We start from the raw sequence: 23,767 nt of genomic DNA on the forward strand, positions 1-23,767 counted from the left end.
CATGGTTAAAACTGTCCGTTTACCCAAACCCGCCCCCGACCTGTTACTGCTGCACATCGAGCTGAAGTGGATCACTCCGAAGATTTGGCGTCGGTTCGCGGTGCCTGAAAACATCACCTTGGGCAAGCTGCACCATGTCATCCAGGTCGTGATGGGCTGGAGTGATAGCCATCTGCATGAGTTTGAAATTGCTGGTGAGAATTACGGCATGCCCGACCCTGATGGTTGGGGGCCGACGGTGAACCCGGAAGCCCGTAAAACGCTGATCAAGGCGCTGAACGGAAAGCGGACATTCAATTATCTCTACGACTTTGGTGACAGCTGGCATCACAGTATCAAGGTCGAAAAAACGCTACCCGCTGTTGCCTGTCCTCAGGTGCCGTATTGCATCGACGGCGCCAATGCTTGCCCACCGGAAGACGTGGGTGGCGGGCCTGGTTACGAGGAGTTTCTGGAGGCGATGGGCAACCCCGATCATCCAGAGCATGACGCCATGGTTGAATGGCATGGCGATGTTTTTGATCCGGTGACATTTGAGTGCGAGCGCGTGAACCAGTGGTTTAAACGGATTAAGGTTTGAGTTGCAAGGCGGTGTAGCTCGGACGCTTACGCTGTATGTAGCAATAATCTTCATGGCTTGTCCTCCACGCTGAGGGAGGACAAGGGTGGATCAGTCATGCTGCGTGGTGGTCGCTAACCGGCCCAGAGTGTGTAAAAACGTTTTTCAGCGAGATTGGCGCCCAAATCAGGGCTGAAAATCGCGTCTCTACGTAAAATCCAGGTCTGCCAACCAGCCGATAAACTTCAGACTTCACATAGAAGCGCAGACTTCAATTTTGACTAAGCTTTTTTACACACTCTGGACCCATTGCAGCCGGTCGGCGCTGGCAGAAATCGGCCATAAGCGGTCCGTCAGTTAGTACCACCCGAACAGTGATTGTTTTCTTTACAGTTGCTGCGCCTATTCAAGAACTTTTAGTAGCGAGCCATTATTAAGCCTCAAGAAGAGGGGTAATTATTCGAGCGTCCTTTTTGGCTGCCCAGATTTCCTTACGACCTACTATCAATAAGACCATTTTTTCGTGGCCGGCAATAAGGTGCCGTTGCCATGTGCCCAAATCTGTAGATGAAGGCGAGGGAGAGTCCTCCGGGTGGGTGTGCCATTCCCCAAGATATTGAAGCATCCCTGACGAACTGATGAAGGCTTCATCTACAGCAGTTTGATGATGCGCTCCTCTTCGGTCTACAAAACATCGATGCCTGATATCGCCAGGTCCAGGCTCGGATATCCGATGAACCACCAAGTGCGGCCCTCGACGCTCCCCGATGAGTACTCCGGCAGCTTCGGTGCTAAACCAGCTTAGTTGGCGGTAGGCCAGCATTCTCTTTAGAGGAGAAGGCGTGATCACTAGCAACCCACCATGCTTATCTGTAAATGTCAGCTCAGTGTCAGTCATGGCAAATGGGACAAGTGCGTTGTTTAGGTAAAAGTCTAGCTTGTTTGGAACGACTGCCGTCCAACATGTGTTCGCTGTACGTCCAGCTAAGACTTGGCTCCAAAATCGAAAGTACAGCTTCCTGCATCATAGCCGCGGTGATCACGCTGACCGCCGCGTCATAGGGTGTGAAGGTATTCCCGCAACTGACGAAGCGTTCCTCGGCCGTATTGATTTTACTGAACCGTAGATCCAAGCCATTTTTGTAAAAGGCGGGATCCATAAGCATGCACCCGTAGCAACAACTACCATCGTCAATCATGACTTTTGATGAGCGACCGTTGCCATCGTTAAATCCGTGAACAACCTTGGGACGCTTGTTGTTTGGTATTGTGCGAACTACGTGGGCCAAGCGTTTTGCCACTGGAGGCCGGCCAGTTGCATCAATGACGATGTCGTACTGGTTCAACATCTCGGGGGTAATTGAAAAATTAGCGGGCTTTCCCTCTACCTTACAATTCAAATGTGTAGAGGCTTTAAGCGTGGCTGCTAAAGCTTTTGCTTTGTTCTGCCCAAAATCCACGGTTGAGAGTGGATGGCGTCCAAAGTTTTGAGGACCGAATGAGTCGTCGTCGTAGAGATCAAATCGAGCGTTTCCGCAACCTGCGCCAGAGCGAAGCAGCAACCCACATAGATATCCACCTATGGTTCCACAGCCTAGGAGCGCAATGCGTTTAGTACTCAAGTCGCCGGTTGCAGATCGACGGCGGTTACGGCTCAAAATCGTCTTTCTGTCTGCTCTAGTTACCTCAAGCCGAGAGAATTTATGAACCGAGCGCTTGGCGGAAAGACATGTGATCAGCGTCTTCGATTTGACTACACGTCCCGTGCGTTTCTTCCGATTGTTTTTCTGGGGATAGGTATTCAATCCAGTCGCAGCAATATCGAGCTCAACAAAGAGCCCGACCAAGTCCTGGTGACGAACATCGAAAAGAAGCACATGTCGTTTCACTGGATTATTCACAAAGTGATCCAGCAGGCGGCTACGAGCACTTAGATCTACCTCGGTAAGCCACTGGAGTAGTGCCCGGAGATTTTGTGGCGGCCATTCAACACCAGCTAGGCGGGAAGGGTTGATTTTGAAGTAGCTTGTGAGAATCGTCCTTCCGTCTTGCTTCGTAAGGCATCTCTGCCTCAGCCACTCATTGAATTCGCTTTCGTCCCCTTTCTCATAGGCAACCCACTCCTCACCTGAGGCCTTTCCTGGGTTTGCTAATCCGCTCTCATTGAGAGTCACATAACATTCCATTTCTAATTTTTCTGATGCATCTGAGAGAAGATATAACTTCTTCTGGGGTAGCCAATAGGATGAGAACTCGCCCTCCATTTCCCGGTCATCGGGCGAACCTTGATTCGCTGAGGTGACTGAGGCATTTAGCGTAGTTTGGATTTGGCAATCGACCTGCAGATAGAGCTCCTGCAGATTATTCGCATCCCAGTCAGCTTCCATCTCTCGGACATAGCACAGGTACCACCCCAGATTGACATGTGGCAGCAATCGATTCTTGTACTGGTCAGGTTTTTTGAGAATGTACGCATTAGGTAAAGTGATATGAGGGTCTATAGGGAGGCTCAAAGCAATGCTGAACTCGCCACCCGTAGTTCCATAAGATTTGACGTAAAACCCTTTGGCGACGTCGAGGAGACACAGAGGCGTGCCTTCCGGGATGTGCCGGGCCTTGGTGTATTGAAACCCACACCCCAGCAATACCTGATGAAGCTCACTAAGCATTTAGTGTTAACCGCTCGCCATGGTGTTGCTGATGGTCGCAGCTTGGGCGCCACGTGTAGGCTCATTGGCAAACGCAGGGGCAGACTTTTCACTAACGATAAGGTCGCTTTTGAGCACCCGCTGGCCGAACGCACGATTGATAGATTGGAGAGCGAGTTCTTTAGATAAGCACTGCTGAGCATCAATCAAAATACCGTGCAGCTCAGAGAGTCCTGCCATGATTTCCACCTCGCGCTCCTCGTGCTCAATACGCGGCGGAAAGAGCGGTTTCTCGTCAGTGTGGTCTGGGCTTTCCACCCCCTTTGAGAACTCGTCAGGAAGGTACTTTGCGAGCATTCGCATCGTTGCACCAAGATCATTTCTATCGTGTGCAATCCGATCAAGAATACTGACGGTAGCGGCCATCAGTGAAATAGACGAAGGGCCCCCACCCTTTTCCCATTGAACATCTCGCCACGATTTCATAAAACGGCAAATACTGCGTAGGTGAGGGCCAATGCGCCGGCAACTATTGTTGAACCAGTCTTCGACAATTTTGGGATCACTCTTCATCCACTTTTGATCACCTTCGCGCAACGCCAGGTTCACGCAGTCCTCATCAAGCTCATAGTCGGCACTTTCTAATGAAAGCGACCCATTTATCGAATCCATGACCATGCCACGGCTTTTCGCCAGAGCTACTTCCTTGAGCAAAAATTGGTCTTCTGGAATTGCATACATAGGGACATCAATATGTGTGTGCTCTGCAGGGATTTTGATTCGAGCACAGGTTCGCTTGGCCTCAAATTGCCAGCCTACGTTTTCATGCACCAAGGACTTCAGCGATGAGTCCACAAGAAGCAGGAGCAGTTGGTGGCCAATAACGGGGCGATCTTCAAAGATGGCCATTGGGAGATATGTGCCATCATCTATGTCCATTTCCTGAGGCGGGGTGGCGTACGGATAATTGAGAGTATCGTACTGAAAACTTCCCTGTGTCCAAAAGCGCGGTGTAAGAGACAGAAAAGCTTTCCGCGCTTCATCATCCATGTCTCTGAGAAGCTTTGCTGCCTCAGTCTGAGCTTGCGGACTAAGATGTTTTAGCCGAGAGTTCGCAACTCGAGCTGTAATACTTTCGAGAGAGATGGTCGCACTGGATGTTCTGACGAGCTCTTTCGCTTCGTTGAAAACCTCTTTTGTGCGGATTCGGACTAGGTCGCGCAATCCTTTAAGCTTCACGACACAGGGCTCTGCTAATCTCAACTTACTAATGAGCCCGTCGGTGCTGTCGTTGTAATAGCGGTGGAAATTCCAACTCATCACTTTTACTCCTGTTGGACGGGACCAGGTACAGCAAAGGGTGCTGCCGGATGTTTGAAGAAGGCTTGCAATAGAGGGTTCTTGGTGAACTCGTTAGTAGCCAGCTGTTTTCCCCGGCTTGCGAGGTTACGCAAGCTACTTTCGCTTGCGTTATCCAGAGTGATATCGGATGCAGCTTCGTTAGGAACGATATCGTCAAGATAGACGTAGTTTTCTGATGCGTTATACGTTCTGAGCTCCCGCTCCAACATTGCTTTATGAAGCTGCTGATTCGCGGTCATAGTGGTCAGCACCAATCGCTCACCAAGGCCCCACAATCCGAGATAGCCACTGTTGCGCTTTGACTCTAGCGCGGCTGGACTCACCGTGTACTCCTCCCCCAGTGTGCCGACATTCAATATCTTGACATCGGCAACCGTGGCGTCCGGAAAGTCGCTAGTCATGTCCCGGAAAACTTCATGTAGTCCGATGAAGCTTGGGTTGTTAGCAACCAAGCCTCCATCAGCGAAGTACGCATCCAAATCCACGCAATGATGAGGCGCAAAGTAGGTAGGTGCAGCCGATGTAGCCATTGCTGCATCTATCAGCTTGAGACGACCGTCACGATTGAACGCCGGATTATGAGGAGTTTTGAAAAACTGGGGTTTGCCGGTCGAGAGGTTCACAGCGGGAATCATGACGCGACGTGTCAAGTCACCAAATGTGGCATCGGCTCCAATCATCCTTGCGACGGCGTCAAAGAGTGGTTTGCTGCTGTATCGGGCACTAAAAGCAGCCCTCCATTTTTTCCGCCAAGAGCTCATACGGGGAAAGATTAGGGGGGCCTGGACGCGGAAGACCGCCTCTAGCTCCCTGGCACTTTTTCCGGATGCGAGCCCTAACGCCAGAATTCCACCAATTGAGGTGCCCGTAATCAGGTCGAAGTACTCTCCTGCTTTTACGTTCGACTGCCCGGTCTGTTGCTCAATGATTCGCTCAATCTCAGCGAGCACATTGATGGTAAACAGACCTCTAGCCCCCCCACCATTTAGGCTGAGAATTTTGATGCTACCGCTATGTGCCGCCATGGAGCGCTCCATTGTAGTGGCTTTATGATGGTAAAATGAGGTCACTTATGTAGGTTTCAAGAGGCCAGCATAAATATAATTTTTAAGGTGACGCTACTAGGCGGCTGCGCAATGTCAGCCTTCTCTGGTTTGAACAGCTCCAAGTCTCCTGGAAACTTTGAAGCCTAATGATCAGTTCGCCCTGAACGTCCATATGGCGGATTGCGGCCGGTCACAAATGGCAGCTAATGGCCGATTTCTGCCTGTCGCGACTGACCGAAATCGGGCATGAGAGTGTACAAAGCAGCCTGGGTCAGGCCAGTCCCGACCATGTTCATCAGCTCGACTTCGGCTTGTAAGCGCCCAGGATTAATTGAAATCCATCCACTTCGTAGTCGGTACGTGGGCTCCAGACTGACCGACCCCCAACCCATCCGTCGTTTCGTTTCGCTCACCGCCTGTGGGTATGGGGACTCTTCTATGGAAGTATGCCGATACGATACAGACTCGGCTGAAAGTGGTTTGCCTGCCCGCCGATGCTTCGGTCGAGGTAAGCGCGGAGAGCGACAGCCGCGGTGGTGTTCTGTGGCTCCGATCTTGGCCAGCTCTGGGCGTGGGTTGTGAAAATGACTCCTGCAATCTAGTCGCAGAGCAACTAGGACGCGATTGGAAGCTCACTTTACGGGCACATGACCACTCCGTGCCGGCGGAAGTAACCCTCACCCTCACCCTCGCCTGGCCGGGCAACCAAACGCAGCATCTGATAGTCCCCTTTCCAGCGACCGGAGCAGTCTTTCTTGATCCTGAAGGGCGGCGGATGCAGCCTCATCAGCGGATTGATGTTAACGATCTACTTGGCAGCCGCCTTCGGCTACTACCCGGGCAGCATCGTCGGCACTGGCATGTGTGCCTTTTGCTTCGAGACAGCGCGCAAGGCCGTCCGCTTCTGACTCGGACTTTAGAGTACGGTGTGTCCGAGGAAATCCGGCTTTTTGACTACATTCGGCCGATCCAGGAAATGCTCGCATGCACTGAGTCGCTCGATGCGACAGTGACCATCGAATGCCAGGAGCTCAATACGTCAGTGGCCTCCATTCAAGTGGGGCGTTACACAGCGAAGCTTCTGTGCGACCTCGAAACGGGGGCAGTTTGCTTTCCACACGCCGAGCGGATATCGGAGGGCGGGATTGAAACGCTTGGCATTTTTACCGTCCCCATCTCACATCCAGACGTTGCTCCCGAACAGCTTAAGCAAGCTCGATCGGAGGACTCGTACTTGAGGCGCTGGTGGTTTAACCCAGGCAGCCGCGACCCGGGTCCTTGGTTTATTTTCCCTGACAGCACTTCTAGGTCAGCGTTTCGCCCCTTCATTTGGGCCATTGGCCAACCATATGGCCAGCCCCAACCAGAGCTTTCAGGGCTTAGCTTGGCGTTGTCGCTGGTAACAACCGAAGAGCGTTATGCCGCACTTTCGGCCGTGGCCGAACACCTATACCGGAGTGGAGAAACGCCCCGAGCATGAAGGTCGCCAGGTCATCTGGCAGATTGCCGCCCGACGCAGCACCTACCAGAAACTGGGCAAGCGCAGCGATCTGTACAAAGCCAAGCGCAAGATCGAAAAAGCCAAGGCGCAGGTAAGGGCGAAGGTCGAGCACCCGTTCCGGGTGATCAAGCGCCAGTTCGGTTATGTGAAGACGCGCTTCCGTGGCCTGGCCAAGAACACGACACAGCTGGTGACGCTGTTTGCGCTGTCGAATCTGTGGATGGCCCGCCGACATTTATTGAGCAATGCAGGAGAGGTGCGCCTGTAATGTGGGGAATAGCCTCCGCGAGGTGCTTGCAGCAACTAAAAAGACAGGAATGAGTGAGTGATCTGAGCGTTTTGGATCGACTCGCCACTTTCAAAATCGGCGGTGGCCGAAGTCAGCGAGAAACACATGGCTACTTCAGACTATCCCTAGAGCGGGTTACTGATAATATTTTGCTTTTGGTATAAGCGCTTGCTATTTTCCTTTCGGACGAATAGAAGCGATGTTCTTGCTGCCGGCCCTACTCAGCATTTCGCGGAGTTCATCATTTTCCCGTTTTAGTTCATAATTTTCCTTTCCGAGCGCCGCCAACTCAATGAGTCTCTCGTTGTGTTCAAGTTCAGCCAGGGCATAAGCGTTGGCTATGCGAGCATGCTCCCGCTTCCAATGTTCAGCGCGCTCGGTAACAGCCCTACGTACAACGAGTTCTCCCTGTGAAATTTTACCTTTAACGTGTTCTATCCATTCATCCACCATCTTGTTTGTGGTGGCTTTGTGCGTCTTGTTTTGAAGTGTCTGGTCATCTACATGCGCCCGCCGGCATAACTCGGCTTTCGTAAGTCTGCCTCCATTGAGCGGATACAACCCTTCGTTCTGTTCAACTTCACTCTCGATAAGTGCCATGGCTTGCTTCAGTTTTGAAACAAATGAGCTAGAGCGGGACTTGGCGTAGTCTTGAAGCCCGTTGGGCAGTGAAGTGTTCTTCGGAGTCATGTTGCATCCTTTAGGGCAGAGTTAGCCAGTGCGTAAGCGACTATAGGATTGGTCTGCCACTTTTGGCGGATGTCGGCAAAGCGGTTGATATTGGCGCATATTTGACCAATCCAGTATTCGGCCTGATGCGATTCGTCATTCTTGATAGCTTCTTCCAATTCTGAAACGCAGAACTCCATCGTATTGTCCACCTCGTCTCGTAAGAAGTACTCCTCAAGGCGATTTTCGCACGACGACCGGCAGCGCGAAGGCTCAGGGCTTCCCACATTGCGAGTGCAAGGGCCAGCCTGTTTAGGCCCCTTGGTGCACACCACGCCAGGCCGCACCAAAATCCACATTTTTCCAGACAGTGTCGCAGTATCCGCTAGGTCGCGTATGTCATCGACACCTAACTTGTCTTTTGCCAATCGTACTTTCTCCTGTCTTACTGCCTCTCTTATGATTGGCGCTGCCGGTCCACCGTTTTCATCGGCATGTGCAATAGCGTCACAGGCAAGCATGATTGTCTGAGCTTGTGCCACTTCTTCCATTTCAGCCCGTATTAGCGGGTCAGTCAGGATGTAGTGCAACGTCATTTCGATATTCTTATGACCGAACAAGTCCATCACAATTTTCGGAGCCCCCACGATACATAGCGCAAGTAGCCTGGCCAGTGTTTTTCGACATCTGTGCGCGTGAATAGGTTTTTCCCCCAGCGAAGCTGCGAGACTGAACGACTCTACAATCAGCGTAAGTTCTATATTGTAGCCCGCGTCGGCCGAATCGTTATCTACGTCGCTCTGCCGTAACAAGCGCCAGATACAGTTGGTTTCTCTAAAATGCCCGACCCTATTTGTGACTCTGTTCCAGCGTCGAATAATTTTTGCTACCCGCTCCTGTTGATTGAGTGCTGTAGCGCCGATGCTTGGTAGAGGCCAATCTCGTTCCTCACCGCCTCTTTGGGCCTTCAATTTGTACGTTCTGCCATTAATCAGATTCGTACCATCTTTCGATTCAATTAGGCAACCTTCATTCAAAGAAAGCGCCTCGCCTATCCTTGCACCGGTACTCAACAGCACAATAAATAAATGGCTGGCCTGTAGCAGGCGCAAAAGGGCCTTTACTTCATGCGTATGACACGGCGGCCAGGCGCTTGCCTTTTTTTTTCTGCAAGTCCCGGTGTAACTCAGTGGGATAGGTATCTGCTCAAGCACATTACCGTCTGCATCTTTCCATACGTATTCCGAAAGAATCGCGTCCGCCGCCTCCGTCCTTTTGGTGGCTTGTGTCGTCTCGGCAAAATGGGATATGTTGAGTTTCTCCCATGCGTTCAATATGCTTTCAGCACAGTCAATGATTGCTGGCCCCATGTGTTCAACTAGCCAAAGTACCCGCGCACCAGCGTCTGCCACGAACTGGTCAGGCAGTGGGAGCCATGGGTCAATGTCCTTACTTCCTCTTGGTTGTCTTGCCTTTTCGCTCTTACGTGACTGTTCTTCGATCTGGTACAAGTCAACTTTCGGCAAATCGTCCCACCATTCTTTGGATGCCCAATAACGTAACCTTTTTATTTCGGTGTATGAAATTGCCTTCTCAATGTCCTCTTCGGTAAGTCGGTTCAGTAAATATCCAGGCGTCACTGATGCGAGGTTTACTGCGGCTCTAAAGTAGTCCTTCGCCACCAGTAGTTGCGAGACCACGGTATTAGGTTTCAGATGTCCTGAGATTGGATTCGGTGCCATAAAGAGCAGTAGGACATACCGCGTCGCAACTGTGACTGCCAGTTCTTTTGTGTCTGGTGATGCGTTCTGCACACCGCAGACCTTCTCCAAATATTGAATTCTGCGCGCGTCGATGCTGGCCGCCCCGGCCGGCATCCATGCTCTGGGGATTTCGATTACGCCCCACTTGGAGCCAAGGCCGAGAGCATTTTGTAGTCGGAGTAGCTCCGGTCGATTTAGGCGATGGATGCTCTTTGCGTTTATGGTCATGCTTGCTTGTGACCGCAGATGCTCAAGCGATGACTCTGGAGCCATCGCTGTTGGGTTAGGCTGCATATTCACCCTCCATAGCCAATAGAGTTTGTATGGCGCTAGCTACTTGCTTCTTCCAATGGGAAATCCGGCTGTCAACTGAGGCAGCATCCCAGTTTTCATATAAGATTCGCTCCGTACTTTCCGTCTCATTGGGCCAAGAGGAACCGTACCAAGACGGCAATGGGATATTTTCTTTAATCGTATGCAATTGCGCCAGCCTTCTTGCGAGGGCGTCCATGCTGTCTTCGAATATCACTGCATTTGGGCACAATGAGCAGCGTTGTATGCGGCAGCCTTCACCAGGCATATGCTCAGGCGCGAGCGATTTGGGCGGATTTTTAAAATCCTTGCATCCGGTTCCAACCCTCGTTCGGTCCTTATGGGCCGCCCACCGCTTTCGCTGCTCCTCAGTGACTTCACCTCTTTGGACGAGCGCATGCAGGATGGCAGGGTCTACGGCATTCGTTGCTCGAATTTCGTCCCACAACGCTTTTGTAAAACCATACATCGTCCGCTCACCATGGGCTTTCCATTGCCGTTTCCGCAGATAGTGGACCAGCGACTGGATATTTTTATGGCCTGCAGCAAGGTGTGCAACACTCCATGAGTAGTTACTGCGCCGATATTGTGCAGAAATATAAGCGTCCCGAAAATCACCAATTTTTATTGAACTGTCAATCTGGTCGTCTTTATTTCTTTGTGTGTTGATTTCAAAGATTAATGTTGATAAACGCTGTTCAGACTCGTAAACGACCCTATTATTTAACGCAGAAATTGGGCTCGACTCTTTCGTGATCACGTGAAGCCAAGGCGACTTGATGCATCGCTTCAGCTCATTGATTTTGAGGTGTGTTTCTTCATTCGCCGCGTCAGGGTTGTCCTCTTTTAACCTTTCCAGCTGATTTAACTCCGTCTTTAGTTGTTCTCGCAGTGGCTCAGTTCTAGCTATCACTGCCACCAACAAGTTATAAGCTGACAGCTTGGGCTTCACTTCACTGGCTGCTCGCTGGTACTCGCCGTTCGCCCTGTCTTTAACAGCATAGATGATGGCGAAAGATTTGTTGGTTGGGTGCGGACGCCAGTAATCATCGACATCAATATCGAGTGCTGTTTGAAGATTCCACCCTGTTTTACACAGAAATAGGTATAAAAAATGTGCTGACTGTTTGCGGTTCGGGTATAGTCCGCTAACTGCAGCAGGAAAGCCGGCAACGAAAGGGTTGTTGTAGTTTTCAGTATTCTGTAGACCAAGCCATGCCACGTACTGGTCTCGGCGCACGACTGGATTGCCCAGTTCAGTGCACGCTTGTCTATAGGCGCAGTGAGCATGCCGTTCGTTGAATGCACCATGCCAATGGCCGGGAGTCCAGCCACTCGACGCTATGTGCCATCCACTCATCTCGGCAATGATTTCATCAGCCTGTTTCCACATAAGGAACATTTCTCGGATCTTCCTGGTTAATGCTATTGCAATAGCATTAATGTGCTTTTGGTCTGGCAAAGAAGTGTGTTGTGGTGATGGTCGAGGGAGGCGAATATCCAGGGGATGCTGCTTCCTTGTCTTTCTTGCATCATTAAGCACAACCAGAAAGATACTCGTTCCGTGTGTGAAACCCTCTTTGAGTGCCAGGGCTCCATGTACGAATTCATCGATATCTTCGATGTCTTCGACCGGTTTGATATCGGTGTACTTATCAAACAATCGCCACCACGCCCGCATAGCCGAAATAAGGTGAATCAATGTCTTTTGAGGTGCAGCGCCATAACGACTCCGAATATGAGGCATGAGAGCAGCTGTCAGTCTCGGGCGACCGCTGTGTCCCCCTTTGTCCCAAGCATGTGCGCGTTCCGGCAATGTGCGCCCCTCTGCAAATGCTGTTGCATCGAATAGGGAAGGCTTCGTAGCGTGAGTGGATATGAAGCGGAGCGAATTACCATCGGCCTCGCAAGCCAAAATCGTCAGTGTCGGAGTATGCCTGGCTTTGTTTTTTTTTCGGATTGACTCGGTCATTCTGTCTCCTCGCACGTAAGGTCACCTAATTCCAGTGCATACGCGTTATGAAGTTCGATAATGTCGAACACGTCCCGTACCCAGGTCAGATACATCTCTGTGGTCTTCTTGTCGATATGACCGAGTTGTGGCTGGATAGTCAATTGGATAATGTCGATGGCACTTCCTGTTATCCAATTAATGGGTAGGTTGGTTTCAAGTGCCAATCGAGTCTGTGTTCTCATGCGTTCAAGCTCAAGCAGGAGCGTCTTACAGGCCCAGTAATGACGTCCCAAGTGCGGTGACCAGCCTTCAAATGGTAGCGAGGGGGCGCTGGCCCATGCTTCGTATAATTTTTGCGCCGACACTGGCATGCCTGTAAAGTCAGAAAGGAACACCTGCTGGGGCGGGTTGCGGCGGCGCTCTTCTTGTTCCGCTTTTGTCTTGCCTGACTTGATGTACATTTTCAGCAACCTAGGCCGCTCAAACTCAATGTAGTGCCAGAGTCGGCCGGCCAGTGCCATCGGTATCACGATGCTTCGTGGAGGACCAACTTCTTCATCATCCTTCAGTCTCTTGCCGCCCTTAGCGCCGTGCTCGATAGTGACAACGACATTCGTTGCGGCTACGTGACCCATGCGCCACTTGTTCCTATCATCAGGCAAGGTGTCGAGTCTCCACTCCACAGCCTCTTGCCGCCGAACTCCGGTATTCAAGATGAGCTCTATCATCAGTGCCTTCGTGCGGCCATACCGTATCCGGACCGAGTTCAGCCACTTCCGAATCTGTTCGTCAGTAGGTATCCGTAAATTTTTCGGCTTCAGGCGGCGCTTGTTTGCTCGTGTCGTGTATTCGACGACTCGTGCATGTGTCGAAGTTATGCCACTTTGCAGATAGCTTCTCGTAAATGTAGGAATATCGAACGGCTCGCGTAGGCCCTTTTTCAATGCCCATATTAAGAAACTGCAAGCCGTATCAACCCGTTGATTGATGGTTGAATTTTCAAGGGGACAGCCATCCGCTGTAAATGAACCAGTCGCCATTTCATGCTCATACCCTGCAACGATGTCACGGGCATAGTCGAGCGTTTTCCAATCTTTGCCACGTGCCGCACACCACTCCAAGAAATTAACTATCTGCGCTGCGAACGTATTCAAAGATGCGCGGGTAGGCTGACGAACCGTTCGTAACGCGCCAGCCTCAACATCGGCTGGAGTTGGTGTTGCGCGTTCACGAAGATATCTTGAGGCCTCACGGTGGTAGGTCCATTCACCGTCAAAGATGACTGGGACATGCGCAATGCTGTCGAATCCATTTTTTTTCAAAAGCGGCTCGTCTGGATGGAACACGTAAAAGTTGGAGTTGGGCATTTTTCTGCTCAGTCTCAGCTGCAAAAGTAGCTTGCAAATATGAAATTGTTTTATGCGCGTGTACAGCATAGACAATTTATATTTCGCTGCACGTTACTCCAACATATAAATAGAATGGGGTATGGAAATATTGTTTATGATAAGGGTAGATGAATTTGTCACCACATAAACATATGAGAAATGGCCGTATTTAAAACGCCAGATCATCATGAGCAGAAGGTCTCATTGGACGAGCTCCTGGATCTCCGCGCTCCCCACATGTATCTCGTGCGCATCGAAGGCGACAGCATGATCGGTGCCGGTATTTTTCCTGGTGACTTGGCCGTTGTGGACAGATCCATGGAAGTGGAGTCCGGGCATATCGTCATTGCAGCAGTGGATTGCGAGCCCGTCTGTAAACGGCTGGTCAAGAAGTGCGACCAGATTATTTTGAAGTCTGAGAATCCCAAATATCCTTCGCGGTACATGATGGATGGGGAAGAGTTACTGGTTTGGGGTGTCGTGATGTACAGCGTGCGCAGCCATGAAAAAGCCTGACCCGGTCTTTGCGCTGATCGACTGCAATAGCTTCTATGCAAGCTGCGAGCGCGTCTTTCGCCCGGACCTGGCCAAGGTGCCTATCGTGGTTCTCAGCAATAACGATCTGAGGGGTGGGAATCGTTAGTAAATCCTGTAGAGTCCGCGCCACCTTCTGAACCCCTCTGGAACAGCAGTTTCCAGGCTTCATAAGGCAATCCATTGGAAGTGTTTTAGGGCAGCGGCATGAGGCTGGTATTCGCAACAAAAGACCTAGCATTAGCAGGTCGATCCTTTGAAGGCTTTCCGTTGCTGATTGGGTCAGAGGGATGGCCAGTCGAGCCAGCTCAATCCTTCCTTTGGCACACGCTTATCGAGTCAGGTGAGGCCCTAAGCGATTTGACTTGGGAAGCCTATGGACGGCGTCTGTACGATTACTTTGCCTTCCTGGAAGCCAATGGATTGGGCTGGGACGAGGAAAGCCCGGCTCACGGTCTGAGTGCTCTGTCGAGGTACAGGGATTGGTCGAGCGGAGAATTAGCACTTGATCCCGGCACGGTGAACAATCGTCTGGCCTTGATCGTGAGGTTCTACCGATGGGCTAAGCAGCGCAACCTGATAACTGTGCTGCCCTTCGGTGAGAAAAGGGTAAGAGTTGCCCAACATTCCGGTCTTCTCAGTCATATCGCTCTGCCCGGAGCCGAGAGCACGAAAGTTTCGGTGATGGTTCGCGACCGAAAGCGCTTGACCAAATTCCTGACCAAGGATCAAGTCAAGGTATGCCTTGCCCTGGATACCGATCCAAGCCACCAGATATTGTTCCACCTCATGGTGCGTACCGGCCTTCGCTCCTGTGAAGCGAGGTCTTTTCCTCTCAAATATGTGTTCAACCCCAGGTTGAAGAAGGGACTGCGCCCAAGGCAAATGATCAGTGTTGCTCTTGATCCTTCAGACATGCATATCAAGTACGACCGGCCTAGAACTATCGACGTGCCATGGTCGTTGATGGAGAGCATGTGGTCTTACTCCCTTCACCAACGAGAGGTTCGTAAGTCCAATGGTGATGGACGTGTTACCGCGCTGCTGCTGACTAATGAAGGCAGGCATTATTCAAAAGATTCCGTAGTGGACGTTATGAAGTCCTATGAAAGAAAGTGCGGTTTCTATGTTCGGGCCCACATGCTACGCCACACCTATGGGACTTATACCTTGCTTGCTCTTCGAAAAAGCAAAGAGTTTGAAGGTGAGCCATTGTTGTATGTCCGAGATAGGCTGGGGCATTCAGATGTGCAAACAACTATGATCTATTTGCATCTCATAAACCAGCTTGAAGCCCAATCCGTCCTTGCTCACGAGGACGAAATTGACATGATGTTTATGACTGATCCGGTTTCGCGTATTTGAGGTAGCACCATTGGCTCGGCAAAAAAGCTACAAGGCGGTTATGCGGTCGGTTACAAAAGGATTCGAGGCTGTCGAAGATGATATCAAGATTGACCTGCCGAGAAACCCGAGAAACCACAGGCAACTCGATCATACGAAATATTTAGGCTTGGGCTTCGACGCTTGGGCAATTCAAAGTCTTCACGTTATCAAAGCTTTGCTACAAGGAGGAAACTTCTCAGTGACGACCTTGATTGGTTACTCTACGAACGGGCTGAGATTTTTTATAAATTTCTTGAGTGGAGGTTCGGTCAAGTCGCCACCTGCAACGCCAAACAGTCTTACCAAAAGCCACTTGGATCGATACGTCTCTTGGCTGAGGCTAAAATACCCTAACGGCTCGACAGCCAAGAATTACTATACTAGCTTCAAGTCGTTAGTTGTTGTTTTGGCTGAATATGGATTTATTGAAGTTAATCTTGACGATCTTTTGCCCCTCAATCCATTTCCTAATAATTCGCAGAGCACTAAAGATGCAGATCCGCTCACCTTGGGTGAAATGCAAAGGCTGATTGGCGCTTTGAAGTCAGATCTTATTGCCATCCATAAGGGTACATTCCTTGGAAATGGCGCGGAGGCGATGGCTGTATTGCTACTAATTACTGCGGCAAGGTCTGGAATCAATACTACGCCGCTCTTGGAGATGAAAAGGGATGCCCTACAGCCTCACCCATTTATTCCTAATCTCAGGTTGATTACTACCGTCAAACGTCGAGGTAAAGGCGCACAGAGCAAAACAATCCGTCAGACTAATCTGCTAGATGAGTACAGTGCTATTCCCCTGGATGGGGTGGCAGTCCTCAATAAGGCGCTGGAGATTTCTAAGCCACTCGTAGCACTGGCACCTGATGAAATATCTTCATGTGTGTGGTTATATCGCTCGGGCCAGCCTGGCCGCTCGAACGACATCGTTACCCTTACACCCGGTGCTTTATATGTCACGGCAAAAAGCATTTGTGAGCGTCATGCGCTTCAGGATGATCAAGGCAATCGGCTAAATGTCACGCTTAGTCGGCTGCGAAAGACTATGGAAAGCCGTTTGTGGAAACTGAGCGGTGGCGACATTATAGAAGTTTCCTCCGTTATGGGTCATACCCCTGGTGTCGCCGATAATCACTATTTGAAAATCAACGATGAGATCAAGGTCGACGGGGCGACATTTGTTGGGGAGGCTTTTCCGGACAAACTACGTGGCATAAACGTTATACCAACCCCACCAGGCGGCTGCAAAGATAGCCTTTACGGTAGTCTGGCACCAAAGGATGGCGTCAATCATTGTTCTGAATTCATCCACTGCCTCGGTTGCCCTAGCTATGCAATTGTAGGCACCTTGGAGGACTTATACCGGCTGTTCAGCTACCAACAATTCTTGTATGCAGAAGTCGAATACTTTCTCACGGACGAGTGGGGCGCATGGCGCAAGCGTCAGTTTGACTATATTCGATTGATAGATGATTTCACCCAGAAGTTTGATCTTGCATTGGTTTCGCAAGCAAGGGCTCAGGCTGAGTCATCTCCGCACTTGTTCTGGGCTAAAAAAATCGAGTTCATGAAGAAAAAATTGGGCGGCGAAATTTGAGCATAAGAACCACGAATGCGGTGTTAAAGGCATATGATGTCCTCATCGCACAGCCAGTTTCAGCGAATGGTCTAAGTCCCGCAGAGCGGGATGCAATCGTGATCAGCGCTATCGTTAATGAAGATGGAGAAACCTTCGTTCTTAGCAGGTTTGGCGATGCACAGTGGGATCTTCGCCCGTTTTTTGATCAGGCCAATATTGCTCATTCTTATAAATTCATCAACTGGGATATGGGCATGCCTCGGGCGCTTATTGATGACTGCAAAGCTGTTGCTTATGCTTGGTTTAAAAGAGGAATGCCTAGATCCAAACCTCCTATCGCACGGGGCATTACTACTTTCGCCGTCGTCAGCGTGATGCCTTTTGTTCGCTGGTTAAACAATCTAGGAGTTTCAAGCTTTGCAGATGTCCGTCCGATCCATGTCAGCAATTACGTTCATCATTGCAAATATGAATTGAAGTTAAGGCCTCTCCCGCTGTATGGGCGATTACGGGTTATTGATTTTCTTTGGGTGTTTTCTGTCGACACGATGTTTCCCATTCAGAGTTATCCTTGGGGTAATTCGACATTGTGGCGGATTTGTGGGGTCGCGAATGTAAAAGGGTTGGGTGCTGCCACTAAAAACGTCGGGCGAACAGATATCATTCCTCATGATGAACAATCTAGGATTTTCAACTATTGCGAAAGCATTGTCCGGGAGATGAAGGCCGAATTGGCAGTCAATGGTATTGGATATCATCCTAGTGATGAACGGATGGCAATTCGTTGCAGAGATGCTGTTCTGTATATAGTTTCAATCACTAGCGGCATGCGCAATGACGAGGCAATTGGAATTGAGGTTGGCGCTTGGCGCAAAGAGTTAAGAAATGGAATTAATTTTTGCTGGGTGACCACAGTCGAGCACAAGACAGGTAAAGGCCAAGTCGAATATCTTGTGCCAGAACTAACGATTGAAGCTTTAAGTCTTTTGGCAAAATATTCAGCACCCATCAGAAAAGAGCTGGATGAAGAGATTAGACAGCTTGCAAGCAATCGGGATTTTTCGTATTCAACTGAACATCTCCTTAGGCTCGAAAAAGCCCGAAAAGACGCGAATAAACTATTTTTGGGACGAAACACACAAGGAGGGAAAGTTCAGGAAAGCCATCATGTTGAGGCTCTCAGCGGGCAAGCATCCAATGCTGCGTTTGACCGTATAGCTAAAGCCGCTGGAAGCGATTGGCCGTTGAGGACGCATCAATGCAGGCGAACATATGCAAGATGCTTTGTAGAATCCCGTATGGGCCGCACTTCATTGATCTACCTCAAATGGCAGTTCAAACACAGCAGCATGAGTATGACCCAACTCTATGCATCCAATCCGCAGCAAGACCTGACTCTCTTTGATGAGATCTTCCAGCAGATGACAGAGTTTAAAATTGACCTGATCGAATCATGGCTCGATGATCAGCCACTGGCAGGGGGCGCTGGCGAAAAGATTGTGGAATTGCGGGCAATTCCAATCAAGGATAGAGCTGCTTTGCTTGCCCAGACCGCCCCACATGCCAACATTCGTGCGACTGGACACGGCTGGTGCATCGCCACAGAGCGGGGCTGCGGAGGTGCTGGTCTATACGAAGCCACACGGTGTCCAGGGTGCAAAAATTCGGTGATCGATGAAGTCTTCGCCAGCACTTGGCAGGACATCTACATTCAACAGCGAGAGCTGATAAAAATTGAGGATGCAGGCCCGGCTGTTAGGCAGCGCGCAGAACGCGACTTGCAGGTTGCACTAGATGTAATTACCAGCCTTGGCCTTTCTCCAGTTGAGGAAATGGAGGAGGCGGCAAATGACTAGACAGGCGGTGGGCCCTGACTCTCCTATTCGCTCCAGGTCGAAGACACTCGCCGCGCTCAACAAGGTCGTCGACGATCTCATTGCTGGTGACGGAAAGCTTTCCATCACATCCGTTGCCCGTGCCGCAGGTGTGACTCCGGGACTCATCCATAACACTTACCCAAGCATAGCGGAAAGGATTCGCAACATCGTTGGCAAGTCGGTGCGAGCCCAGCGAGACTCTAAGCATCAAGCGTTGATGAGCGAGAAAGAAAAGAACAGGGTGCTCCGTGCAGAGAATGATCAGCTTTTAGCGGAGGTAGCTCGGCTGGCTTCGGTTAACCAGCGACTAATATTCGAGATGATTCAGCTGAAGGCGGTTGCCAACGGTAAGGTCACCGCACTCCCTCTGAAACCAGGGCCCAACTAGGCCCTGATGGGGAACCCGCAGAATTCGTAAAAATCGCACGCTAACAGTTCAAGCGTCCCGGCCACGCCTGACTGTAGCTTGTTGACTGGTCAGTCTGTCTCGCGGGTAAAGCGATAGAACAAGTTCGGCTCGCTGACCACGTACAAATACCCTTCATCGTCGATGGTTACGCCTTCGGCTTGGGGTATGCCTTTCAGCAAACCAGCAAACCCCCTCGCCAAGGAGCGGAAACTCACCACCTTGCCCTCATCGGTGATTTCAATCAGCAGTTTCGACTCGTCGCTGAGCAATATCAGGTGGCCACTCTGTTGATCGAAGACGACCGAAGACAAGTCAGTGGCAAATACCTTGTCCTTTACCAAGTTGGACAGGTCGCGCACGTGCAGGGAAAAACCTCCTGCCAGGCTGGCACGAAGGCCGCCCACTTCCAGCAATTGGCGAGGGTCACGCTCCTTGGTCACAAACAAGCGATCACCTTTCAGGTCGTAGGCGAGCCCTTCAAGGCCTTTGTTGTCCGCCTTGCCAAGTGCCAAGGTCAGAGCTGGATACTGGTCTCGGCTCAATGAGCGACCGGGAGAAAGCTTACTGCCTTCGGCGAGGGGGACATCCACGATAACAAGGCTCTGCCGGCGCTCCTCGGCGATTACCAGTTGGCCGTTGCCGGCATAGGACACCGCCTCCACATCGTGGAAACCGTCCAGGCTATAGCGCCTTTCCACGTCACCGTCACGACTGAGGGCCAATAGTTCGTTTGGGCCGTTGGTAACCGCCCATAGCAGGTTCAGGTCAGGGTCGAAGGTCAGGCCCGAAAGGTTGTTGTCCACACCGGGAACCGGCTTAGCATCGAGCTCAACCCGATAGTCAGGCAGCCACACAGAGCGCTCCTGCCAATCGTCGGTGTGCCAGTGGGTCTTGATCCAGAAGTACAACCGATCATCAAGGTGATGGGTGCGGACTTGGAATACGGTAAGCAATACAAAGCACAGCAGTGCCCACATCCAGGCACTTGTTTTCTGTGTTCGGCCCAACCAGTTTTTAGCCATCAAATACATTAGAAGCCTCGTTAATTGGGACTGACGTCACGAGCTGTCATGGTTTCAATCCGACTCGGCGCGGCTCGCACAGGTGATGCACAACGGCGTGGCCGGATCGAATTCCAGGCGGCCCGAGGCGATCAACTCGCCGCATTGGTTACACCAGCCATACTCGCCCTCGTGCCAACGCTTGAGGGCCAGCTGGAGGCGGACGCGTTCATGCTGCGCCCGACTGCGGATGGCATCGTTCATCGCTTGCTGCTGGAGTGCGTCCATCCTCGACAGACGCCCTACCTTGCTTTGATCCAACTCCACCGATTGCGAGCGAGACTCAGCGTCTTCCAGCAACCGATCCAGCTCGGCAGCCCGCTGTTCCAGTAGGGTCTTGAAATGGGCAAGATCGAGGGCGTCGTCCATGGCCGTTAGCGCAGCAGCAACAGTGGGCCAGTGGTGGTGCGCAGCATGCTGGTCGTGGTGCTGCCGACCAGAAACTGACGGATGCGCGAATGACCGTAGGCCCCCATCACCAGCAGGTCGATGCCGTGCTCTTTCTGATAGGCGTGCAAGGTAGGCTCTATCTCGCCGTTCAGGGTCTCGGCGCGAACAGTGAATCCGACGTTGAGCAGCACTTTCTGCGCCCAGTCCAGCTGCGCGGACGATTCGTCGTTCACTGGCCCAACCATCACCAGGTGGATCGGCAGCCCCTTCAGCAGGGGGCTGGCCGCCAGCATCTCCACACCCTTGCGGGTAGTAGCGCTGCCATCGAAGGCCAGCATCGCGCTCTCGGGCTTTTGGAAGTTGGCCGGGGTGACCAGGATTGGCCGGTGCATGATACGAATCACGCTCTCCAGCTGGCTTCCGACATGCTGACTCAGACCGCCGCTAGACTCGCCTTGGCGACCGATGACCAATAGGCGCGTTTCGCTTTCCAGCTCTTGCAGGTTTTCCAGCAGATCGCCATGACGTTGCTTGGACTCCGGCGCGGTCACACCATCCGTCATGGCCCGCTCTTTCGCGGCCGTTAACATGATCCGCCCCTGCTCCAGGGCCAACTTACCGCGCTGTTCATCCAGGGAAGCAAGCTCATCGAGCAGATGCTCGCGGCTGCCAAGGCCGATATTGCCACTCAAGTCGGCCGCAACTGGGTACTGGCGCTGATCCAGCACATGCAAGAAGGTCAGCGGGGCTTCCAGGCTCAGACTGGCCCAGGCTGCGTAGTCGCACACAGCTGGAGCCGAGGTGGAACCGTCGATACAGGCAATTACTTGGGTCATCGTTGTTCTCCTTCTCAGTGGCCCATGAGTTGATCAATGGCGTCGGGTTTATCGTGAACTCCGAATCGATCCACGATAGTGGCGCTCGCTTCGTTGAGACCTAACACTTCAACTTCGGTGCCTTCGCGGCGGAACTTGATAACCACCTTGTCCAGGGCAGCAACTGCGGTGATATCCCAGAAGTGGGCGCGATTCAGGTCGATGGTTACCTTGTTCAGGGCTTCTTTGAAGTCGAAGGCCGCGACGAACTTGTCTGCCGAGCTGAAGAACACCTGGCCAGTGACGTTATAGCTACGATGCTCGCCGGATTCGTCCAGCGAAGAACTGATCGCCATGTAATGGCCAACCTTGTTGGCGAAGAACATCGCGGCCAGCAGCACGCCGGCCAACACGCCGAAGGCAAGGTTGTGGGTGGCCACCACGACCACAACGGTGACGACCATGACAATGTTGGTCGACAACGGGTGCTTCTTCAGGTTGCGCAGCGAATCCCAACTGAAGGTGCCGATGGACACCATGATCATCACTGCCACCAGCGCAGCCATCGGGATCTGCTTCAGCCAGTCGCCGAGGAACACCACCATCAGCAGCAGGAATACACCTGCGGCCAGGGAGGACAGACGAGAACGACCGCCGGATTTCACGTTGATGATCGACTGACCAATCATCGCGCAGCCGGCCATACCGCCGATCAGACCCGAAGCAATGTTGGCCACGCCCTGGCCCTTGCACTCGCGGTTCTTGTCGCTGGGGGTGTCGGTCAGGTCGTCGACAATAGTCGCGGTCATCATCGACTCCAGCAGACCGACCACGGCCAGCGCTGCCGAGTAAGGGAAGATGATGGCCAACGTCTCGAACGTCAGCGGCACGTCAGGCCAGAGAAAGATTGGCAGCGTATCCGGCAGTTCCCCCATATCACCGACCGTGCGGATATCCAGCCCAACCGACATGGCGACTGCGGTCAGCACGATGATGCACACCAGTGGCGATGGGATGAGCTTGCCGATCCTGGGGATATAGGGAAATAGGTAGATGATGCCGAGGCCTGCGGCTGTCATGGCGTAGACGTGCCAGGTGACATTGGTCAGCTCGGGCAGCTGAGCCATGAAAATCAGGATCGCCAGTGCATTGACGAAGCCGGTCACCACCGAGCGCGAAACGAAGCGCATCAGCGAGCCGAGCTTCAGGTAGCCAGCACCAATTTGCAACACGCCACACAGCAGCGTGGCGGCCAGCAGATATTCAAGACCATGGTTCTTGACCAGGGTCACCATCAGCAGTGCCATGGCCCCTGTCGCGGCTGAAATCATGCCTGGGCGGCCACCGACAAAGGCGATCACCACGGCGATACAGAATGAGGCGTAGAGACCAACTTTGGGGTCGACGCCCGCAATGATAGAGAAAGCGATGGCTTCAGGGATCAGCGCAAGTGCGACGACGATCCCCGCGAGCACGTCGCCACGGACGTTGGAAAACCACGTTTGTTTGAGTGTTTGTAGCATCAGAATATCCAAAGCAATGCACCGCACGCATGCCAGGAAAATGGCGAGCGCGTCGATACGAATTCAAATTGTGAGGATTATTTTGCTGTGCGCTTTGGGTGTAAGAACCGGGCATACAGCAGTACGCAGCCGCCAGCGAAACTGGCGGAGGCGAGGTGTTGCGAGGGGGCGTAGCGCTAAGGCGGCGTAGGCTGCCAGTAGAGCGTTTGGAGTACAGTCATGCTGGTGTTCCTGTAGCTCAAGGGGTATGCGGAGCCAAAAGTATACAGTGAAGCTATCGTCGATTGCGATCCGCCGCCCTGCTTTGCGAAGCCACGTCTGAAATAGGCTTAGTCGAGGAGTATCGCCATCAGGAACGAAGGAAAATAATCAAAAAAATGTTAGGGAGTTAATTTGCTTATAAATCAATATCTTACACTCAACTAACTGTTAGGGTCATTCAGATACAACGACGGCTGCGTCATTGCCCGGAGCTACGATGCCAAGCCCTTTGTCAAAATGGGCGAGCCGTATTTCCAGATCAAGCACAAGCTAAAGCAGCACGGCATCGTAGCCTTTTCCTCGAACTATGCGCTGTACGGTGACTTGAGCGAGCGGGTTATGACGGTGATCGAAAGCATGGTTCCCGCAGTCGAGATCTACAGCATTGATAAGAATAAGTTGCATACCGTGGACGTCCAAAGTTAGATGGCGTCCCCATGG

General features: G+C 51.8%; 19 protein-coding genes and 3 pseudogenes. 10 read left to right on the plus strand and 12 right to left on the minus strand.

The genetic code is table 11. The annotated features are described in order from the left end of the window. Window position 1: 1 nt before the first annotated feature. Entirely contained in the window at window positions 2-580 is a 579-nt protein-coding gene (locus AAEZ06_RS03755) for a plasmid pRiA4b ORF-3 family protein (RefSeq protein WP_108524512.1), read from the plus strand. Between the two features lie 412 nt (window positions 581-992). Here the strand turns inward: AAEZ06_RS03755 and cap3 are convergent, their stop codons facing one another. Genes cap3 through AAEZ06_RS03775 form a run of 4 tightly spaced genes read right to left on the minus strand, consistent with a single transcriptional unit; the run spans window position 993 to window position 5,594 of the window. Beyond that, window positions 993-1,457: a CBASS system CD-NTase/cGAS isopeptidase Cap3 gene (cap3, locus tag AAEZ06_RS03760; protein WP_149414978.1), complete on the minus strand. Its 465-nt coding sequence runs from the start codon at window positions 1,455-1,457 to the stop codon at window positions 993-995. Continuing rightward, window positions 1,450-3,228 carry an E2/UBC family protein gene (locus AAEZ06_RS03765; RefSeq protein WP_149414979.1) on the minus strand — a complete coding sequence of 593 codons (1,779 nt, stop codon included), beginning with the start codon at window positions 3,226-3,228 and terminating at the stop codon, window positions 1,450-1,452. The genes cap3 and AAEZ06_RS03765 overlap by 8 nt, the downstream gene beginning before the upstream one ends. A 6-nt stretch (window positions 3,229-3,234) precedes the next feature. Next, complete coding sequence (locus tag AAEZ06_RS03770; protein ID WP_149414980.1) at window positions 3,235-4,527, minus strand: CBASS cGAMP synthase; 1,293 nt, start codon at window positions 4,525-4,527, stop codon at window positions 3,235-3,237. Between the two features lie 5 nt (window positions 4,528-4,532). Beyond that, the gene (locus AAEZ06_RS03775) at window positions 4,533-5,594 is read right to left on the minus strand and encodes a CBASS cGAMP-activated phospholipase (protein WP_256666383.1); all 1,062 of its coding nucleotides are present in this window, start codon (window positions 5,592-5,594) and stop codon (window positions 4,533-4,535) included. A gap of 445 nt (window positions 5,595-6,039) precedes the next feature. Here AAEZ06_RS03775 and AAEZ06_RS03780 point away from each other — a divergent pair, with 445 nt between their 5' ends. Next, complete coding sequence (locus AAEZ06_RS03780) at window positions 6,040-7,095, plus strand: STY4851/ECs_5259 family protein (RefSeq protein WP_218575113.1); 1,056 nt, start codon at window positions 6,040-6,042, stop codon at window positions 7,093-7,095. Then, window positions 7,064-7,384: pseudogene (locus tag AAEZ06_RS03785) on the plus strand (transposase); the annotation flags it as partial. The gene AAEZ06_RS03780 and the pseudogene AAEZ06_RS03785, both read left to right, overlap by 32 nt. Before the next feature lie 192 nt (window positions 7,385-7,576). Here the strand turns inward: AAEZ06_RS03785 and AAEZ06_RS03790 are convergent. Genes AAEZ06_RS03790 through AAEZ06_RS03805 form a run of 4 tightly spaced genes read right to left on the minus strand, consistent with a single transcriptional unit; the run spans window position 7,577 to window position 13,470 of the window. Next, complete coding sequence (locus AAEZ06_RS03790) at window positions 7,577-8,095, minus strand: hypothetical protein (protein ID WP_146427732.1); 519 nt, start codon at window positions 8,093-8,095, stop codon at window positions 7,577-7,579. Beyond that, window positions 8,092-10,131: a tyrosine-type recombinase/integrase gene (locus tag AAEZ06_RS03795; protein ID WP_146427730.1), complete on the minus strand. Its 2,040-nt coding sequence runs from the start codon at window positions 10,129-10,131 to the stop codon at window positions 8,092-8,094. Before AAEZ06_RS03795 ends, AAEZ06_RS03790 begins: the two co-directional genes overlap by 4 nt. Beyond that, window positions 10,121-12,121: a hypothetical protein gene (locus AAEZ06_RS03800; protein ID WP_149414981.1), complete on the minus strand. Its 2,001-nt coding sequence runs from the start codon at window positions 12,119-12,121 to the stop codon at window positions 10,121-10,123. The genes AAEZ06_RS03795 and AAEZ06_RS03800 overlap by 11 nt, the downstream gene beginning before the upstream one ends. Continuing rightward, window positions 12,118-13,470, minus strand: coding sequence for a site-specific integrase (locus AAEZ06_RS03805; RefSeq protein ID WP_146426085.1), 1,353 nt, complete (start codon window positions 13,468-13,470; stop codon window positions 12,118-12,120). Before AAEZ06_RS03805 ends, AAEZ06_RS03800 begins: the two co-directional genes overlap by 4 nt. Before the next feature lie 180 nt (window positions 13,471-13,650). Here AAEZ06_RS03805 and AAEZ06_RS03810 point away from each other — a divergent pair, with 180 nt between their 5' ends. The 6 genes and pseudogenes from AAEZ06_RS03810 to AAEZ06_RS03835 all read left to right on the plus strand — a co-directional run bounded on the left by AAEZ06_RS03810 (window position 13,651) and on the right by AAEZ06_RS03835 (window position 19,255). Further along, the gene (locus tag AAEZ06_RS03810) at window positions 13,651-14,007 is read left to right on the plus strand and encodes a LexA family protein (RefSeq protein WP_149414982.1); all 357 of its coding nucleotides are present in this window, start codon (window positions 13,651-13,653) and stop codon (window positions 14,005-14,007) included. Then, window positions 13,994-14,113: pseudogene (locus AAEZ06_RS03815) on the plus strand (Y-family DNA polymerase); the annotation flags it as partial. The gene AAEZ06_RS03810 and the pseudogene AAEZ06_RS03815, both read left to right, overlap by 14 nt. A 119-nt stretch (window positions 14,114-14,232) precedes the next feature. Continuing rightward, a complete protein-coding gene (locus AAEZ06_RS03820; RefSeq protein ID WP_350612857.1) occupies window positions 14,233-15,390 on the plus strand; it encodes a tyrosine-type recombinase/integrase in 1,158 nt (385 codons plus the stop codon). Window positions 15,391-15,400: 10 nt separating this feature from the next. After that, a complete protein-coding gene (locus AAEZ06_RS03825) occupies window positions 15,401-17,008 on the plus strand; it encodes a site-specific integrase (protein ID WP_032904191.1) in 1,608 nt (535 codons plus the stop codon). A gap of 98 nt (window positions 17,009-17,106) precedes the next feature. Beyond that, the gene (locus AAEZ06_RS03830; protein ID WP_223271185.1) at window positions 17,107-18,846 is read left to right on the plus strand and encodes a tyrosine-type recombinase/integrase; all 1,740 of its coding nucleotides are present in this window, start codon (window positions 17,107-17,109) and stop codon (window positions 18,844-18,846) included. Further along, window positions 18,839-19,255: a TetR family transcriptional regulator gene (locus tag AAEZ06_RS03835; RefSeq protein ID WP_079384160.1), complete on the plus strand. Its 417-nt coding sequence runs from the start codon at window positions 18,839-18,841 to the stop codon at window positions 19,253-19,255. Before AAEZ06_RS03830 ends, AAEZ06_RS03835 begins: the two co-directional genes overlap by 8 nt. An 89-nt stretch (window positions 19,256-19,344) precedes the next feature. Here the strand turns inward: AAEZ06_RS03835 and AAEZ06_RS03840 are convergent, their stop codons facing one another. The 4 genes from AAEZ06_RS03840 to AAEZ06_RS03855 are packed head-to-tail and all read right to left on the minus strand — an operon-like array spanning window position 19,345 to window position 23,065. Beyond that, window positions 19,345-20,307, minus strand: coding sequence for an SdiA-regulated domain-containing protein (locus tag AAEZ06_RS03840; RefSeq protein ID WP_028692954.1), 963 nt, complete (start codon window positions 20,305-20,307; stop codon window positions 19,345-19,347). Between the two features lie 45 nt (window positions 20,308-20,352). Further along, window positions 20,353-20,706 (minus strand): TraR/DksA family transcriptional regulator, encoded by a 354-nt coding sequence (locus AAEZ06_RS03845; protein ID WP_028692953.1) that lies wholly within the window; start codon window positions 20,704-20,706, stop codon window positions 20,353-20,355. 5 nt (window positions 20,707-20,711) lie between these two features. Beyond that, on the minus strand, window positions 20,712-21,563 hold the full coding sequence (locus AAEZ06_RS03850) for a universal stress protein (RefSeq protein ID WP_028692952.1): 852 nt from the start codon (window positions 21,561-21,563) through the stop codon (window positions 20,712-20,714). Between the two features lie 14 nt (window positions 21,564-21,577). Next, on the minus strand, window positions 21,578-23,065 hold the full coding sequence (locus AAEZ06_RS03855) for a SulP family inorganic anion transporter (protein WP_028692951.1): 1,488 nt from the start codon (window positions 23,063-23,065) through the stop codon (window positions 21,578-21,580). A gap of 447 nt (window positions 23,066-23,512) precedes the next feature. Between AAEZ06_RS03855 and AAEZ06_RS03860 the strand changes: the two are divergent. Beyond that, a pseudogene (locus AAEZ06_RS03860) lies at window positions 23,513-23,719 on the plus strand (Y-family DNA polymerase); the annotation flags it as partial. Between the last annotated feature and the right edge of the window lie 48 nt (window positions 23,720-23,767).

This window comes from Pseudomonas sp. HY7a-MNA-CIBAN-0227, from assembly GCF_040310325.1.
Taxonomy (GTDB): Bacteria; Pseudomonadota; Gammaproteobacteria; order Pseudomonadales; family Pseudomonadaceae; genus Aquipseudomonas.

Excerpts from the sequence above, each read along its gene's own strand:
- AAEZ06_RS03755 (WP_108524512.1), top strand. The coding sequence starts at position 2 with ATGGTTAAAACTGTCCGTTTACCCAAACCCGCCCCCGACCTGTTACTG.
- cap3 (WP_149414978.1), bottom strand. The coding sequence starts at position 1,457 with ATGACTGACACTGAGCTGACATTTACAGATAAGCATGGTGGGTTGCTA.
- AAEZ06_RS03765 (WP_149414979.1), bottom strand. The coding sequence starts at position 3,228 with ATGCTTAGTGAGCTTCATCAGGTATTGCTGGGGTGTGGGTTTCAATAC.
- AAEZ06_RS03770 (WP_149414980.1), bottom strand. The coding sequence starts at position 4,527 with ATGAGTTGGAATTTCCACCGCTATTACAACGACAGCACCGACGGGCTC.
- AAEZ06_RS03775 (WP_256666383.1), bottom strand. The coding sequence starts at position 5,594 with ATGGCGGCACATAGCGGTAGCATCAAAATTCTCAGCCTAAATGGTGGG.
- AAEZ06_RS03780 (WP_218575113.1), top strand. The coding sequence starts at position 6,040 with ATGGGGACTCTTCTATGGAAGTATGCCGATACGATACAGACTCGGCTG.
- AAEZ06_RS03790 (WP_146427732.1), bottom strand. The coding sequence starts at position 8,095 with ATGACTCCGAAGAACACTTCACTGCCCAACGGGCTTCAAGACTACGCC.
- AAEZ06_RS03795 (WP_146427730.1), bottom strand. The coding sequence starts at position 10,131 with ATGCAGCCTAACCCAACAGCGATGGCTCCAGAGTCATCGCTTGAGCAT.
- AAEZ06_RS03800 (WP_149414981.1), bottom strand. The coding sequence starts at position 12,121 with ATGACCGAGTCAATCCGAAAAAAAAACAAAGCCAGGCATACTCCGACA.
- AAEZ06_RS03805 (WP_146426085.1), bottom strand. The coding sequence starts at position 13,470 with ATGCCCAACTCCAACTTTTACGTGTTCCATCCAGACGAGCCGCTTTTG.
- AAEZ06_RS03810 (WP_149414982.1), top strand. The coding sequence starts at position 13,651 with ATGGCCGTATTTAAAACGCCAGATCATCATGAGCAGAAGGTCTCATTG.
- AAEZ06_RS03820 (WP_350612857.1), top strand. The coding sequence starts at position 14,233 with ATGAGGCTGGTATTCGCAACAAAAGACCTAGCATTAGCAGGTCGATCC.
- AAEZ06_RS03835 (WP_079384160.1), top strand. The coding sequence starts at position 18,839 with ATGACTAGACAGGCGGTGGGCCCTGACTCTCCTATTCGCTCCAGGTCG.
- AAEZ06_RS03840 (WP_028692954.1), bottom strand. The coding sequence starts at position 20,307 with ATGTATTTGATGGCTAAAAACTGGTTGGGCCGAACACAGAAAACAAGT.
- AAEZ06_RS03845 (WP_028692953.1), bottom strand. The coding sequence starts at position 20,706 with ATGGACGACGCCCTCGATCTTGCCCATTTCAAGACCCTACTGGAACAG.
- AAEZ06_RS03850 (WP_028692952.1), bottom strand. The coding sequence starts at position 21,563 with ATGACCCAAGTAATTGCCTGTATCGACGGTTCCACCTCGGCTCCAGCT.
- AAEZ06_RS03855 (WP_028692951.1), bottom strand. The coding sequence starts at position 23,065 with ATGCTACAAACACTCAAACAAACGTGGTTTTCCAACGTCCGTGGCGAC.